The sequence below is a fragment of the Deinococcus aquiradiocola genome, from assembly GCF_014646915.1.
Classification (GTDB): Bacteria; Deinococcota; Deinococci; order Deinococcales; family Deinococcaceae; genus Deinococcus; species Deinococcus aquiradiocola.
Map to the genome: position 1 here is coordinate 395,365 of NZ_BMOE01000001.1, position 14,260 is coordinate 409,624.

The 14,260-nt window shown below is 70.4% G+C and carries 13 protein-coding genes; 5 read left to right on the top strand and 8 right to left on the bottom strand.

From position 1 onward, the window contains the following. Window positions 1-42: 42 nt before the first annotated feature. The 3 genes from IEY33_RS01815 to IEY33_RS01825 form a co-directional block, all read right to left on the bottom strand. The gene (locus IEY33_RS01815) at window positions 43-543 is read right to left on the bottom strand and encodes a pyridoxamine 5'-phosphate oxidase family protein (RefSeq protein ID WP_188960507.1); all 501 of its coding nucleotides are present in this window, start codon (window positions 541-543) and stop codon (window positions 43-45) included. A gap of 85 nt (window positions 544-628) precedes the next feature. Further along, window positions 629-2,089, bottom strand: coding sequence for an MFS transporter (locus IEY33_RS01820; RefSeq protein ID WP_188960508.1), 1,461 nt, complete (start codon window positions 2,087-2,089; stop codon window positions 629-631). 120 nt (window positions 2,090-2,209) lie between these two features. After that, window positions 2,210-3,382: a GGDEF domain-containing protein gene (locus IEY33_RS01825; RefSeq protein WP_188960509.1), complete on the bottom strand. Its 1,173-nt coding sequence runs from the start codon at window positions 3,380-3,382 to the stop codon at window positions 2,210-2,212. 272 nt (window positions 3,383-3,654) lie between these two features. Between IEY33_RS01825 and IEY33_RS01830 the strand changes: the two genes are divergently transcribed. Beyond that, complete coding sequence (locus IEY33_RS01830) at window positions 3,655-4,074, top strand: M67 family metallopeptidase (RefSeq protein WP_188960510.1); 420 nt, start codon at window positions 3,655-3,657, stop codon at window positions 4,072-4,074. Window positions 4,075-4,367: 293 nt separating this feature from the next. Here IEY33_RS01830 and IEY33_RS01835 read toward each other — a convergent pair whose 3' ends face one another. The 4 genes from IEY33_RS01835 to hisB all read right to left on the bottom strand — a co-directional run bounded on the left by IEY33_RS01835 (window position 4,368) and on the right by hisB (window position 7,836). After that, window positions 4,368-4,634, bottom strand: a complete 267-nt coding sequence (locus IEY33_RS01835) for a hypothetical protein (RefSeq protein WP_188960511.1) — start codon at window positions 4,632-4,634, stop codon at window positions 4,368-4,370. Then, window positions 4,631-6,514, bottom strand: coding sequence for a 1,4-alpha-glucan branching protein GlgB (gene glgB, locus IEY33_RS01840; RefSeq protein WP_188960512.1), 1,884 nt, complete (start codon window positions 6,512-6,514; stop codon window positions 4,631-4,633). Before glgB ends, IEY33_RS01835 begins: the two co-directional genes overlap by 4 nt. A 72-nt stretch (window positions 6,515-6,586) precedes the next feature. Further along, complete coding sequence (gene hisH / locus IEY33_RS01845) at window positions 6,587-7,243, bottom strand: imidazole glycerol phosphate synthase subunit HisH (protein ID WP_229670676.1); 657 nt, start codon at window positions 7,241-7,243, stop codon at window positions 6,587-6,589. Then, entirely contained in the window at window positions 7,240-7,836 is a 597-nt protein-coding gene (gene hisB, locus IEY33_RS01850) for an imidazoleglycerol-phosphate dehydratase HisB (protein WP_188960513.1), read from the bottom strand. The genes hisH and hisB overlap by 4 nt, the downstream gene beginning before the upstream one ends. Window positions 7,837-8,024: 188 nt before the next feature. On the opposite strand from hisB, the gene IEY33_RS01855 reads away from it, so the two are divergent. Beyond that, on the top strand, window positions 8,025-9,146 hold the full coding sequence (locus IEY33_RS01855) for a BMP family lipoprotein (protein ID WP_188960514.1): 1,122 nt from the start codon (window positions 8,025-8,027) through the stop codon (window positions 9,144-9,146). 28 nt (window positions 9,147-9,174) lie between these two features. Here IEY33_RS01855 and IEY33_RS01860 read toward each other — a convergent pair whose 3' ends face one another. Beyond that, the gene (locus IEY33_RS01860; protein WP_188960515.1) at window positions 9,175-10,572 is read right to left on the bottom strand and encodes an FAD-dependent oxidoreductase; all 1,398 of its coding nucleotides are present in this window, start codon (window positions 10,570-10,572) and stop codon (window positions 9,175-9,177) included. A 93-nt stretch (window positions 10,573-10,665) separates the two neighbouring features. Between IEY33_RS01860 and IEY33_RS01865 the strand changes: the two genes are divergently transcribed. From IEY33_RS01865 to IEY33_RS01875, 3 genes are all read left to right on the top strand, one after another. Next, complete coding sequence (locus IEY33_RS01865) at window positions 10,666-11,232, top strand: DUF2239 family protein (RefSeq protein ID WP_188960516.1); 567 nt, start codon at window positions 10,666-10,668, stop codon at window positions 11,230-11,232. Window positions 11,233-11,299: 67 nt separating this feature from the next. Further along, the gene (gene recQ / locus IEY33_RS01870; RefSeq protein WP_188960517.1) at window positions 11,300-13,447 is read left to right on the top strand and encodes a DNA helicase RecQ; all 2,148 of its coding nucleotides are present in this window, start codon (window positions 11,300-11,302) and stop codon (window positions 13,445-13,447) included. A gap of 139 nt (window positions 13,448-13,586) precedes the next feature. Further along, on the top strand, window positions 13,587-14,258 hold the full coding sequence (locus tag IEY33_RS01875; protein WP_188960518.1) for a response regulator: 672 nt from the start codon (window positions 13,587-13,589) through the stop codon (window positions 14,256-14,258). Window positions 14,259-14,260 lie beyond the last annotated feature (2 nt).

The window sequence follows — 14,260 nt, forward strand, 5'->3', positions numbered from 1 at the left end:
GCCCACCGGTTTCCAGGTGGGCCTGCCTTCACATTGCCTTCTTCAGAGCTTGACGGTTTCGTTCGTGCCCATGTCCGTGGCGGGCTTGCCGGTCAGGGCGGCGCGCGCCATCTGGAACAGGCCCTTCACCTTGCCGTCCCCCTCCCAGAACTCCGCGCCGGTCGCGTCGACGTGGATGAGCTGCACGTTGGGGTCGTCGATGCCGCCCTCGAAGTACGCCTTGTAGAAGTCCGACCACAGCTGCTCCAGCTTGGCGCGGTCCTCCACCAGTTCCGCCTTGCCGGACACGCTCACGTACGTGCTCTTGCCGGTGTCGGCGTAGCTGACGTTCACGCGCGGGTTGCCCTTGATGTCCGCCACGGACCCGCTGTCCTTCGCGCCGATGAACCAGATGTCCCCGTCGAACTCGGTCTCCTGGGTGGTCATGGGGCGCGCGTGCAGGTGCCCCTCGCTGTTCGTGGTGGTGAGCAGCGCGAACTTGATGTCCTTGATGATCGCAGCGATGCGCGCGATGCTCTCTTCCCGGGTCATGTTGTCACTCATGACCCGATCCTGACGTGCCTGCAGACCGTGATCTGAGAGCGATCTTACCGGGTGAAGGCCCCCTTCAGGCTCAATGGGGAAAACGTCAGCGCACGCTGCGGATGTTCCGCACGAGGATCACGCCCAGCAGGAAGCACGCGGCCGCGATGCCGAACACGATGAAGTACCCCATGTTCAGGAAGTCGTGCGTACGGCCGTACGCGTTGCCCCAGTCGAGCAGGAAGCCCTGCGGGGCGCTCGACAGCTGCGGCGCGACGAACGCCACATGCCACAACCCCATGTCGCGCGCGTACGTCGCGCGGCTCGGCATGGCGTCCGACCCGAGCGCCCAGTCCACGCTCACGAACGCCCCGTACCCCAGCCCGAACGCGAGCGCCAGCGCCAGCGCCGCCACGAAGTTCGGCGCGAACAGCAGCGACAGGGCCGCCGCCGCCATCACGGTGCCCGCCACGTAGATGATCGGCTTGCGGCCGACACGGTCACTGAGCCGCCCGCCCACGATGGCGCTCACGATGCTGCCCACGATGATGCACGCCAGCATGATGCTCGTGGCGGTGCCGGGATGCTTCTGGCCCAGCACGTCGCCCGTGTAGTACTGCAGGAACGGCTGCACGCTGTACTGCCCGAGACTGAACAGCATCCGCGTGATGAACACCCACAGGAACGGCTGGTACAGGAACACCGTCATCAGCCGCTCCCCGATCATCGGGTGAGGCGTCATGCTGAGCGTCCCGCGCCGGTCCAGCACGCCCGCCACGACCACGGCCACCACCACCAGCACCGGCAGCGCGAACGCCATCCACAGCGAGAAGCCCGGCACGGCCTGCGCGAGCAGCAGGTACGCGCCCCCCAGCACCGCCACCACCGCCGCCGCACGCCCGACGGACCCCAGGAACCAGCGGGCGTGATTGCCGGGCTGCGGCGTCAGCGGCGGCTCCGGCACCTGCCGCAGCGTGATGGCGGCGCTGCCCACCAGCACCACCCCGATCAGCACGTACGACACGGCGGACGGCAGGCCCAGCTGCCCCAGCCCGAACGCCAGCAGCGCCCCCACCAGCTGCCCGATGGCCTGCAACTGCCCCATCACGCCGCTGTACCGCCCCCGGTCCTGCTGCGGCACGAGTTCCGGAATGAGCGCGCTGTACGGTGAGGTGGCCGTGTTGTTGCCCGCCTGCACGAACAGATACCCCAACAGATACACCCAGAAGCCGCCCAGTCCGCCGAGCGCCTGCGACGCGAACAGCATCACGGCGAGCCCCACCACGTTGATGGCGACGCCCCAGCGCAGGAACGCGAGCCGCTTCCCGACCCGGTCGCTGAGCGTCCCGATCAGGGGCGGCAGCACCAGCGCCATCACCGCGCCGATCCCCACCACCAGCCCCATGAACGTCCCCTTGCGGTCCTCGCCCACGAACTTCAGCACGTCGGCGGGCAGCAGGATCAGCAGCAGCAGCAGCCAGTGGAACGCCGACCCGCTCCAGAAGCTCGACAGGGCCCAGGGGCTGATCCTCAGCGGAGGGGACGGAAATGGCGTGGTCGTGGTCATATGCGCCGAGTATCGCATGCCCTCACGTCCCCCCAGACCACGCCTGCGCCCGCCACGGACGCGGTCCCGCCGACCACGTCCGCCCTCCGTCTCCGGGCCGGGTCGTCCCTCCGGTGCGGGTCAGTGCGTGACGGGCCGCGTTTCGTCACCGCTCAGCGTATCGTTCGCGGAGGTGTGCAGCACGACGCGGTTCCGGCCGGACTGCTTCGCGCGGTACATCGCCTGATCCGCCCGCGCCACGAGCGCCTCCAGCCGGTCGCCACGCCGGTACTCCGCCACGCCGAAACTCGCGGTGACGGTCCGGTGAGGCAGGAAGCGTTCCTCCTCGATGCGGGCACGCAGGCGTTCGGCGATACGGGCCGCGCGTTCCAGGGACGCGCCCGGCAGCACCAGCACGAACTCCTCGCCGCCCCAGCGTCCCGCGAGATCCCGGTCCCGCACGAAGGACTTCAGCACGTCCGCCACGCCGCACAGCACGGTGTCGCCGCTCGCGTGCCCGAAGGTGTCGTTCACGCTCTTGAAGTGATCCACGTCCAGCAGCACCAGACTGAAGGTCGTGACGGGAATGCGGGCGCTGGCCGTGTCGGCCCGGTCGTCCAGCAGGTCGTCCATCAGCTGCTCGATCCGGCCGTACAGGCTGCGGCGGTTGTCGAGGCCCGTCAGGTGATCGATGTTCGACAGGTACTCCATCTGCTGACTCATGGCTTCCGACTGCCCCAGCGCTTCCCGCGTCCATGCGGCGCTGAACACCAGGGAAAGCACCGCCGCCACCATCAGGACCGTGATCAGCTGCTGCATCCGTTCGACCGGCCCGAGCTGCCCGGTCAGGGTGAGCACCAGGGGCGACACGGCGTACAGCGCGAGCAGTCCGGTGAGCGCGGTGAGGGCCTGACGGGGCCGGAAGCGCAGGCACGCGGCCATGCCCGCCAGCACCACCAGCAGCGCCACGAACATCTGCAGCCACGCGTCGAACTGCGCCGGGAACGCGAGGCGGTACACGAGGGCGGCGGCGGTCGCCCCGAGAATCAGCCAGGCCGGGCCACGCTCGCTGCTGGCGCGCGACGAGCCCGCCAGCCACTGCGTCAGGTACCCGAGCAGCAGGACGGCAAGCAACAGCGGGACGTACAGCAGCAGCAGGTTGTCGCGCTGGTACAGCAGCGCGTACAGCCACAGCAGGATCAGTGTGGGAACGCCGATCGCCAGCGTGATCAGGGACGTGCGGCGGCGCGCGAGCGGCAGGTCGGGACCGACCTGCTCCTGGGGCGGCTGGAGGGTCCAGGGGGGTCTGCTCATGGCCTCGTCGTCACGGGTATCAAGTGAACTCCGGCGGAATTCAGGTGCGGGGGATCTGCGGCTCGGAGGCCCTGAAGGCGCGGCATGGGGAGGAACAGGCGGCCGGAACGCGCGGAAGGCTGGAGTCCACGCGGTGCCGGGCGACCCGGAGGGCCGGATCACCCCCCGATCTTAACAGAAGCGTCAGGTTCGCTCATCTTCGCGGCGTGCGGACGTGCCGACCGCGAGAAGTCCCGCAGTGACGCGCTCACCCATACGCTACCCTGCCTGCAATGCCGCCCACCGTCCGGCTCCCGACCCACCTGCAGGACGCCGTCTGGCAGCACGTCCAGCGTGCCCTGCCGAACGAGAGTGTCGGCGTGTTCGGCGCGCGCTCCGCCCCGCCGGACGCGGAAGAGGACGCCTTCGACCTGCGCGCCTTCTACCCCCTGCGGAACATCGCGCCGGACCCGTCCCGTACGTACCTCGCCGACCCGGCCGGACTGCTGCGCGCCCTGCGCGCCATGCAGCAGGACGGCCTGACGCTGGGCGGCATCTATCACAGCCACCCGCACGGCCCTGCCCGTCCCAGCCGCACCGACCTCAACCTCGCGCAGTACCGCGTGCCGTACCTGATCGCCGACCCGGAACGCCGCGAACTGCGCGCCTACCTGCTGCCCGAGAATCTCGAACTGCCGCTCGACCTGAGCTGACGCGGTGTGGATCCGGTGACCGGGATGCCGGGGACAGCGAAGGCATTCCTCCCCGGGCAGACCAGCGCACTGGTACAGTTCCGCAGGGGGAATGATTGCCTGCTTCCGTGTCCTCCAGACCGGACTGTCAGACAGAACTGTTGGTGCTCGCTTCGCCCGGCGGAACGCGAAGCCGCGAAGTCGGCGTCCGGCTGCGGGCATCAGAACCGTGTGAACCGGTCCGGCAGCACCGCCTGCTGGTAAGGGTTCGGGCGACCCTGTGTTTCCACGGGGTCGCCCGAACGGGAGCGGCTTCAGCCGTGCCCGGTGCCCACCCACACGAGCAAGGCGATCAGCACGAGGTCCAGCATGACGCTGCCGGGCCGCCACGCCTGACTGGAACGGCGGGCGCGCCACACCTGCACGCCGACCCGCGCGGCCAGCAGGGCCGCGACCATCCACACGGGCGGGCGGGCCACGCCGAGCAGCGGCAGGATCAGCAGCACGCCGATCAACCCCAGCAGCCCCAGGCTCAGGACGGTCGGGAGGTCCGGGCCGGGCCGGGCCGGGGGCCTCGTCAAGCGCGCTCCAGTTCCAGGATCAGCACGCCGTTCGGCGCGAGGTTCAGCAGCAGGCGCTGCGGCTGGCCGTGCGACTCCTCGGCGCGCGTGTGCAGGTCATGCTGCAGTGTCCCAAACCCGCCGTACACGCCCGCGTCCGAGTCGAGCAGCACCCGGTACTGCCCGGCCTGCGGGACGCCCACGCTGTAGTTCTCACGGTACACGGGCGTGAGGTTCGCGACGACCAGCAGCCACGCGTCCGTATGCGGGTCGCGGCGCACGAAGGCGTACACGCTGCTGTCCCGGTCGTCGCCCGCCACCCACTGCAGGCCCTCCGGGCGGTGATCGCCGCGGTGCATGGCCGGGTGCTGGCTGTACAGTCGGTTCAGGTCACGCAGCCAGTCGTGCACGCCGCGGTGCTCCGGGTAATCCAGAACGTACCAGGGGAGGCCCTCGTCGTGGTTCCACTCGGTGCGCTGCGCGAACTCCTGCCCCATGAACAGCAGTTTCTTGCCGGGCAGCGTCCACTGCAGGCCCAGGAAGCTGCGCAGGCCCGCGCGCTGCGCGTACCAGTCGCCCGGCAGTTTGTTCACGAGGCTCTGCTTGAGGTGCACCACCTCGTCGTGCGACACGGCCAGCATGAAGCGTTCCGTGTTGCGATACACGTCGAAAAACGTGATCTTGTGGTGGTTGTACTTGCGGTAGATGGGGTCTTCCTCGAAGTACGCGAGCGTGTCGTTCATCCAGCCCATCGCCCACTTGTAGTCGAAGTCCAGGCCTTCAGGAGCGGTCACGCCGGGGAAGTTCGTGCTCTCCTCGGCCACCATGATCGCGCCGGGCGCGCGGTGGTGCACCACGTCGTTCAGTCGCTTGAAGAACGCGATGGCTTCCAGGTTCTCCTGCCCGCCGTAGATGTTCGGGATCCACTGCCCGTCCGGGCGGGAGAAGTTCAGGTACAGCATGGACGCGACGGCGTCCACCCGCAGCCCGTCGATGTGGTAGTCCTCCAGCCACTTGAGGGCCGAGCCGATCAGGAACATCACGACCTCGTTGCGGCCGTAATCGAAGACGTACGTGTTCCAGTCCGGGTGGAAGCCCTTGCGGGGGTCGGCGTACTCGTACAGCGCCTCGCCGTCCCAGCGCGCGAGGCCCACCTCGTCCGTCGGGAAGTGCCCCGGCACCCAGTCGAGCAGCACGCCGATCCCGCGCGCGTGCAGGGTGTCCACCAGGAACTTGAAGTCCTCCGGCGTCCCGAAGCGCGCGCTGGGCGCGTAGTAGCCGGTCACCTGGTAACCCCACGAGCCGTCGAAGGGGTGCTCCATCACGCCCATCAGTTCCACGTGCGTGTACCCGAGGTCCTGCACGTAGTCGGCGATGCGCGGCGCGAGGTCGCGGTAGTTCATGAACCAGTTGTGCTCGTCGCGCATCCACGACCCGAGGTGCAGTTCGTACACGCTGATGGGTCGTTCGGGCCCCTGGTCGCGGCTGCCCATCCAGGCGTCGTCCTGCCACGTGTACGGCTGGTCCTGCCACACGACGCTGGCGGTCTTGGGGCGCAGTTCGCTCGTCCGGGCGTACGGGTCGGCCTTCCAGGTGGTCTGGTTGTCGCGGCCCGTCACGGCGTACTTGTACGTCTGGCCGTGTCGAGCGCCCTGCACGAAGGCCGTCCAGAAGCCCCACCCGCCCTCGGCGTGCTGCATGGGGGTCTCGAAGGCGCTCCAGCCGTTGAAGTCTCCGACCACGGCGACGTGCTGCGCGTTGGGGGCCCACACGGTGAAGCGCACGCCGTCCACGCCGTCCTGCGTGACGACGTGCGCTCCGAGCAGCTGGTCGGGCCGCACCAGATCGGCGTTGTTCAGTTTGGCCAGGTATTCGCCCGACAGCGGTAAGGTGAACGTCATGGACCCAGCTTAGAGGAAGGGTACGGGCCTACCGCGCAAGTCCGAAGGTTTGCGGAAGGTGGCGACCCGCGTTCAGGCGGGCTGAACCGCGCCGAGCACCTGCTCGCGGAAGCGGCGCAGGACGGCCATGCCCACCTCGCCGCTCTTTTCCGGGTGGAACTGCGTGGCGTGGACGTTGCCCTGACTGATCACCGACCAGAACGGCACGCCGTACTCGGTGATGGCGCCCGCCTCGACGTCCACCGTGATCGGCACGTAGTAGCTGTGCACGAAGTACGCGTACGCCGGGCAGAACAGGTTGCGGAGCAGCGCGGAGTCCCCGACCTTGTCGACGCTGTTCCAGCCCATGTGCGGGACCTTCTGCGCGCCGGGCGCGGGCGTGAAGCGCAGCACCTGGCCGGGGATCAGGCCGAGGCCCTGCACGCCGGGCGCTTCCTCGGACCCGTCGAGGAGCATCTGCATGCCGACGCAGATCCCGAAGACCGGTTCGCCCGACGCGGCTGCCGCGAGGATCGGGGCGCGGAAGCCGCTCGCGTCGAAGGCCTCCATCACCTGCCGGAAGTGCCCCTGGCCCGGCACGACGAAGCCGCGCGTGCCGCCCAGCTCGTGCGGGCTGGACACGACGCGCGTGTCGATGCCGGCCCGCACGAGCGCCTTGTGGCAGCTGTGCACGTTGCCGCCGCCGTAATCGAGGAGCGCGACGGGCAGCGGACCGTCCTGCGGCGTCACAGCAGTCCCTTGGTGCTGGGCAGGCCCGAGCCGGTCACGGCGACCGCGTCGCGCAGGGCACGAGCGAAGGCCTTCATGATCGCCTCGATGACGTGGTGCGCCTCGCGGCCCGCCAGGAGCCGCACGTGCAGCGTCACGCCCGCGTGGTTGCACAGGCCGCGCAGGAATTCCCGCAGGTGGTAGTGGCTGAACGACCCGGCCATGCCCCACACGTGCAGGCGTTCCGGTTCGAAGGCGAGGTGGGCGCGGCCCGACAGGTCCACCACGACGTGCGCGAGCGTCTCGTCCATCGGCACGAACTGGCTCCCGTACCGTTCGATGCCGACCCGGTCGCCCAGGGCGCGGCTGAGCGCCTGCCCGACCGTGATGCCGACATCCTCGGCCAGGTGGTGCGGTTCGATGTGCAGGTCGCCGGTCGCCTGCACGTTCAGGCCCAGCCGACCGTGCCGCGCGAGCTGGTCGAGCATGTGGTCGAGAAAGCCGTGCCCGGTCGAGATGCCGCCCGGCACGGCGGCGTCCAGGTCCAGGGTGATACGGATGTCGGTCTCGTGGGTGTGGCGGTGAACCTCGGCTCGGCGCTGCTGGCTGGTCATCGCCGGGCAGTGTAGCCCATCCCCGGCGGCCCTTCTGGGAGGTGGTCTGCATTGCCCCGCCCGATTCCGCCCCCCAGGTCGCGCGGCCCGTGAAGGCCGCGTCTGCCCCCCCCGCCTGGGGGAGCGCCGGGAGAGGCTGTAAAGAAGCTCATGGCGGAACGCCCGCCGCATGCCCGAAAGTGCGGGCGATGAACTCCAAGACCTGGCTGGCCCCGCTCGTGTTCCTCTCGCTCCCGCTGGCCCTGGCGCAGTCCGCCCCGACCCTGACGGTCGGTCTGGCGCTCGACTCGGGCGGCAAGAACGACCGCAGCTTCAACCAGTCCGCCTGGGAGGGCGCGCAGCGGGCCGCGCGTGACCTGGGCGTGAAGGTCAAGCTGTTCGAGCCGAAAGCCGACGCGAAGGGCGTCCTGTCGCGCGGCGCGGAACCGCTCGCGAGCGCCGGGGCGGGCCTCGTGATCGGCGTGGGTTTCTCCAACAAGGACAGCGTCGAGGCGGCCGCCGCGAACCATCCGGGCACGAAGTTCGCGGTGATCGACGACCTGCCGCAGGGGCAGAACACGGTCGGTCTGCGCTTCCGTGAGCAGGAGGGCTCCTTCCTGGTGGGGTACATCGCGGCCGTGTCGAGCAGCACCGGTGTCGTGGGCTTCGTGGGCGGGCAGGACGTGCCGATCATCCACAAGTTCCAGGCGGGGTACACGGCGGGCGTGAAGTTCTACTGCCCGAAGTGCAAGGTCGTCGTCTCGTACACCGGCAAGACGCCCGCGGCGTGGAACGATCCGGCCAAGGCGTCTCAGCTCGCGGCGGCCATGCAGGCGCAAGGCGCCGACGTGATCTTCGCGGCGGCCGGAGCGAGCAACAGCGGCGTGGTGGAGCGCGTGAACAGCGCCCAGTGCCTGCGCGCCAGCGCCCTCCCGGCGGGCGTGACGTTCCACACCGACAACTTCTCGGCCATCCCCAAGAGCCCCGCGTACCAGCTGGCCTGCAAGGGCGAGAGCCGCCCGACCTTCTTCATCGGCGTGGACAGCAACCAGAACTACCTCGGTGACGACGACAAGACGCCCTCGACCCTCAACCACGGCCTCACCAGCATGGTCAAACGCGTCGACAACGCCGTGTACAGCATCGTGCGCGACGTCGTGAAGGGCAAACCCTGGCGTCCCGGCGACCAGAGCTTCGGCCTGCAGAACAACGGCGTCGGTTTCGCGCTCGACAGCTACAACCGCGCCCTGATCACCCCGGCCCTCGAAGCGAACCTCAAGAAGGTCGCCAACCTCATCGTCTTCAACACCGTCAAGGTCCCCTCCCAGTAAGTCCCGCGTTCCGGGCCGCGCGGCCGGATCACGCTCCGGGGTGTGGGGGGGGGCGGCCCGTCTGTCCTTCCCGCACGGCCTTCCCGAGGCGTCCGGCGGCGACGAGCAGCACGTCCCAGACGCTCGAGAAGGGTGGGGCGTAGGCGAGGTCCATCTCGGCGAGGTCGTGCACCCGGCCGCGTGAGTGCAGCAGGGCCGCGATGACGTCGACGCGTTTCACGGCGTCGCCGACGCCCACGAACTGGGCGCCGAGCAGGCGGCCCGACCCGCGCTCGGCGGTGAGGCGCACGTGCAGGTCGTGTGCGTCCCGCATGTACCCGGCGTGGTCGCGGCTGCTGAGGTCCACGCTCACCGCGTCCAGCCCGGCGGCGTCCGCCTCGTCCTGCGTGAGGCCGGTGCGGGCCACGCTGCGGTCGAACACCCGGAAGATGGCCGTGCCGACCACGCCGGGAAAGCGGGCGTCCCCGCCGACCATGTTGACGCCCGCGACGCGGCCCATGCGGTTCGCGGCGAGGCCGAGCGGGAGGTGTACGCGGCGGCGCGTGACTCGGTGAGTGACCTCGCACACGTCCCCGGCTGCCCAGATGCCGTCCACGTTCGTGCGCTGGCGGGCGTCCACGCTCACGGCGCCGCTGCGGCCCAGGCGCACGCCGGCCGCGCGGGCGAGGTCGGTGCTGGGCCGCACGCCGACCGCCACAATCACGAGGTCGGCGCTCACCGGGCCGTCCTGCGTCTCGACGCCCGTCACCCGTCCGGCGCGCGTGTGGAGGCCCCGGACCTGCGTGCCGGTGCGGAGGTCGACGCCCGCGTCCCGGAGGGTCTGGCCGACGAGGTCGCGGTACGCGGGGTCGAGGGCGCGGCCTGCGACCTGCCCGGCGTGTTCGAGGAGCGTGACGTGCAGGCCGCGCCGCGTGAGGCTCTCGGCGACCTCCAGGCCGATGTAGCCGCCGCCGACGATGACGGCGCGCCGCGCGCCGCGCTGCAGGTCGGCCTCAATGGCCTGACCGTCGGGAATGTCGCGCAGGACGTGCACGCCCGCCACGTCCCTGGCGGCCCAGTCGGGGCGTGCGGCGTGCACGCCGGTCGCGAGGAGCAGCTGGTCGTACGGTTCGGTGCGGGTACGGCCGGTGTCGCGGTCGTGGACGCGGACGGTGCGGGCGGCGGCGTCCACGCCGGTCACGTCGTGGCGCAGGTGGACGTCGATGCCCTGGTCCTGCATCTGTTCGGGGGTGCGGGCGACGAGGACGCCGAAGTCTCCGGGGTCGCCGCGCGTGTCGCGGGAGAGGACGTAGGGGAGGCCGCAGGCGCCGTAGCTGATCCAGTCGCTGCGTTCGAGGACGGTGATCCGGGCGTGCGGGTCGTGTCTTCTGGCGCGGCTGGCCGCGCTCATGCCTGCGGCGACGCCGCCCACCACGAGGATTCGCATGCCTCAGGCTAGCGCGGCGGGGGCGGTACGCCTGATGGCTTATTTTTCCCGGCTGTTATTGCGCCGCTGATTTTTACCGGGTAAAATACCGACATGAACGCACCCACCTACACGGCCTTCGCCGACCACGACCGCCTCCGCACCGGCACCCTGCAGGACGCCCTGAGCGCCGCCTGGGAGCACGCCCAGCGGCGCCCGCACGCCAGCATCGTCATCTTCGACGACGCGACCGGCCAGCACCGCGACCACGACCTGGGCGGCACCCTGCAGGCCACCCTGGACCGCGCCCGGCCCGAACCCGCCACCACCCCCGGCCCCGGCCGCCCGAAACTGGGCGTGGTGTCGCGCGAGGTGTCGCTCCTCCCGCGCCACTGGGCGTGGCTGGAACAGGGACGCGGCGGGGCGTCCGCCACCCTGCGCCGATTGATCGACGAGGCGCGCCGTGCCGACCCGGAAGGCGAACGCCGCCGCCAGACCACCGAGGCCGCCGGACGCTTCATGACCGTCCTCGCCGGTCACCTGCCCGGCTACGAGGAAGCGTCCCGCGCCCTGTACGCGGGCGACACGGACCGGCTGTACGCTCAGATCCGCGACTGGCCGGACAGCGTGCAGGCGCACCTGCTGTACCTGCTCGACCCGCCCTTCCAGCTGCAGGGCTGACCGGCGTCCGGGGCGGGCGTCAGCCACACCACGTTACGTCCGGGGCGTAGCGCGCTAGACTGCCCGCGTGACCGCCGCTCCAGCCCCCGCCGCCCTGCACGTCCTCAAGACGGTGTTCGGCTACGACCAGTTCCGCGCGCCGCAGGACCAGATCGTCCAGCACATCACCGGCGGCGGCAGCGCCCTCGTGCTCATGCCCACCGGCGGCGGCAAGAGCCTGTGCTACCAGATCCCGTCCCTGCTGCGCCCCGGCGTCGGCGTGGTCGTCAGCCCCCTGATCGCCCTCATGAAGGACCAGGTGGACGCCCTGCGCGAGAACGGCGTCCGCGCCGAGTACCTCAACAGCTCCCTGACCGGCCCCGAGGCCCGCGAGGTCGAACGCGCCCTGGAACGCGGCGACCTCGACCTGCTGTACGTCGCGCCGGAACGCCTGCTGCAGCCGTACATGCTGGACCTGCTGGACCGTTCGCCCGTCGCGCTGTTCGCGGTGGACGAGGCGCACTGCGTCTCCCAGTGGGGCCATGACTTCCGCCCCGAGTACCAGGGTCTCGGCGTGCTCGCGAGGCGCTACCCCGGCATTCCGCGCGTGGCGCTCACCGCGACCGCCGACGACCGCACCCGCGCCGACATCCTGCAGGTCCTCGAACTGGAAGGCGAACGGCAGTTCCTGAGCTCCTTCGACCGCCCGAACATCGAGTACCGCGTCGCCCACAAGCTCGGCCCGAAACAGCAGCTGCTGGACTTCATCCGTGCCGAGCACCAGGGGGACGCGGGCATCGTGTACTGCCTGTCGCGCCGCTCGGTGGAGGAGACGGCCCGCTGGCTGGTCGCGCAGGGCGTGCAGGCCGTCCCGTACCACGCGGGCCTTAGCGTGCGCGAACGCGACGACGCGCAGACCCGCTTCATCCGCGAGGAGGGCCTGATCGTCGTGGCGACCGTCGCCTTCGGCATGGGCATCGACAAGCCGAACGTGCGCTTCGTGGCGCACCTCGACCTGCCCAAGAGCATGGAAGGCTACTACCAGGAGACGGGCCGCGCCGGACGCGACGGGCTGCCCAGCACCGCCTGGATGGTGTACGGCCTCGCGGACGTGGTCAACATGCGCCGCATGCTCGCGCAGAGCGCCGCGCCGGAACACGTGCGCCGCGTGGAGTCGCAGAAGCTCGACGCGCTCCTCGCGTACTGCGAGACGGCCCGCTGCCGCCGCCAGACGCTCCTCGCGTACTTCGGGGAGGTGTACGACCACCCCTGCGGGCACTGCGACACCTGCCAGAACCCGCCGGACAGCTGGGACGCGACACGCGCCGCGCAGATGGCGCTGTCCGCCGCGATCCGTACCGGCAACCGCTTCGGGGCCGGGCACCTGATCGACGTGCTGCACGGCAACGAGACGGACCGCGTCCGTAACCTCGGGCATCACGCGCTCCCGACCTTCGGGGTGGGCCGCGACGTCACGGACCGGCAGTGGCGCGGCGTGCTGCGGCAGCTCGCGGCACTCGGGTACCTCACGACGGACGCCGAGGGGCACGGGTCGCTGATCGCCACGCCGCAGTCCCGCGCGCTCCTGAAGGGCGAGCAGACGCTGCACCTGCGGACCGAGCCGGAACCGCGCGAGGAACGGCAGGCGCGGCAGCGTCGCGGCAGGGGGACCGCGCAGGCGTACCCGCACGACCCGATGTTCGAGGCGCTGCGCGAACTGCGCCTGAAGCTGTCGCGCGAGCAGGGCGTGCCGCCGTACGTGATCTTTCACGACGCGACGCTGCGCGCCATGGCCGAGGAACGCCCCCGCACGCTGGGCGCGCTGGGCGAGATCAGCGGGGTGGGCGCCAGGAAGCGCGAGAGTTACGGCGAGGCGTTCCTGGCCGTCCTGAACGGCGAGACGCCCGCGCCCGTCCCGGCGGCGGAGCGGGGCGCGGCGGGCAACGCGGCGGTGCTGGGTGTCCTGAAGGGCCAGCAGGCCCTCCCGGACCCGGCCCCCACGCCGGACAGCGTGCCGGACCCTGACCTGCTGGAGCGTCTGAGGGCGTGGCGTCTGGAGGTGTCGCGCGAGATGGAGCGCCCGGCCTTCACGGTCATGACGAACGCGTCGCTGGAGGCGGTGGCGACCCTGCGCCCCACGACGGAAGCGGCCCTGCTGGCGGTGCCCGGCATGGGGCCGAAGCGGGTGGAGGCGTACGGGGCGGACCTGCTGCGCGTGGTGCGCGGCGAGCGCTGACGGCCTGTCCAGGCCGGAATCGGTGACGGGTCGACCGGGTGCCTTATCCGGTATTTTATACAAAGGACCGTTGTACAGCACTCCCACCCCTATGCGACCTGCCCCGCCACCCCCACGCCCGGCACGCTACACTCCCGTCATGTATCAGGAAGGCCAGCCCATCCGTCTGCTGCTCGTCGACGACCACCCTGTCGTCCGCAAGGGAACCCGTGACCTGCTGGACTCCGAACCGGACTTTCAGGTGGTGGGGGAGGCCTCGAACGGCGAGGAGGCCATCGCGGGCGCGCGGGACCTGTCGCCGGACGTGATCCTGATGGACGTCAGCATGCCCGGCATGAACGGCATCGAGGCGACGCGCCGCATCAAGGCGAACCGTCCGCAGCAGAACATCCTCGTCCTCACGAGCTACGACGACGACGCCTACGTGTTCGCGCTGCTGGAGGCGGGCGCGGCCGGGTACCTCCTCAAGAACGCGTCGGAGGACGAACTGCTCGGCGCGGTGCGGGCCGTCGCGGCGGGCGAGAGCGCCCTGCACCCCAGCGTGGCCCGCAAGGTGCTGGAGCGCTTCAGCGCGGGCGCGACGAGCACCGCCGCGCCGCTCGACACGCTCAGCCCGCGCGAGCTGGAGGTGCTGCGCATCGCGGCGACAGGCCGCACCAACAAGGAGATCGCGCGTGACCTCGACATCTCTCCGAGGACGGTGCAGGTGCACCTCGCGAACATCTTCTCGAAGATGGACGTGGGGAGCCGTACGGAGGCCGTGCTGATCGGCATCAAGCGCGGCTGGGTGAACCTCGCCGATACCGAGTAACC

Coding starts and splice junctions, on each gene's coding strand:
- hisB (WP_188960513.1), bottom strand. CDS start 7,836: ATGACCAGCCAGCAGCGCCGAGCCGAGGTTCACCGCCACACCCACGAG.
- IEY33_RS01820 (WP_188960508.1), bottom strand. CDS start 2,089: ATGACCACGACCACGCCATTTCCGTCCCCTCCGCTGAGGATCAGCCCC.
- IEY33_RS01865 (WP_188960516.1), top strand. CDS start 10,666: ATGAACGCACCCACCTACACGGCCTTCGCCGACCACGACCGCCTCCGC.
- IEY33_RS01825 (WP_188960509.1), bottom strand. CDS start 3,382: ATGAGCAGACCCCCCTGGACCCTCCAGCCGCCCCAGGAGCAGGTCGGT.
- IEY33_RS01875 (WP_188960518.1), top strand. CDS start 13,587: ATGTATCAGGAAGGCCAGCCCATCCGTCTGCTGCTCGTCGACGACCAC.
- IEY33_RS01860 (WP_188960515.1), bottom strand. CDS start 10,572: ATGCGAATCCTCGTGGTGGGCGGCGTCGCCGCAGGCATGAGCGCGGCC.
- IEY33_RS01815 (WP_188960507.1), bottom strand. CDS start 543: ATGAGTGACAACATGACCCGGGAAGAGAGCATCGCGCGCATCGCTGCG.
- IEY33_RS01830 (WP_188960510.1), top strand. CDS start 3,655: ATGCCGCCCACCGTCCGGCTCCCGACCCACCTGCAGGACGCCGTCTGG.
- IEY33_RS01855 (WP_188960514.1), top strand. CDS start 8,025: ATGAACTCCAAGACCTGGCTGGCCCCGCTCGTGTTCCTCTCGCTCCCG.
- glgB (WP_188960512.1), bottom strand. CDS start 6,514: ATGACGTTCACCTTACCGCTGTCGGGCGAATACCTGGCCAAACTGAAC.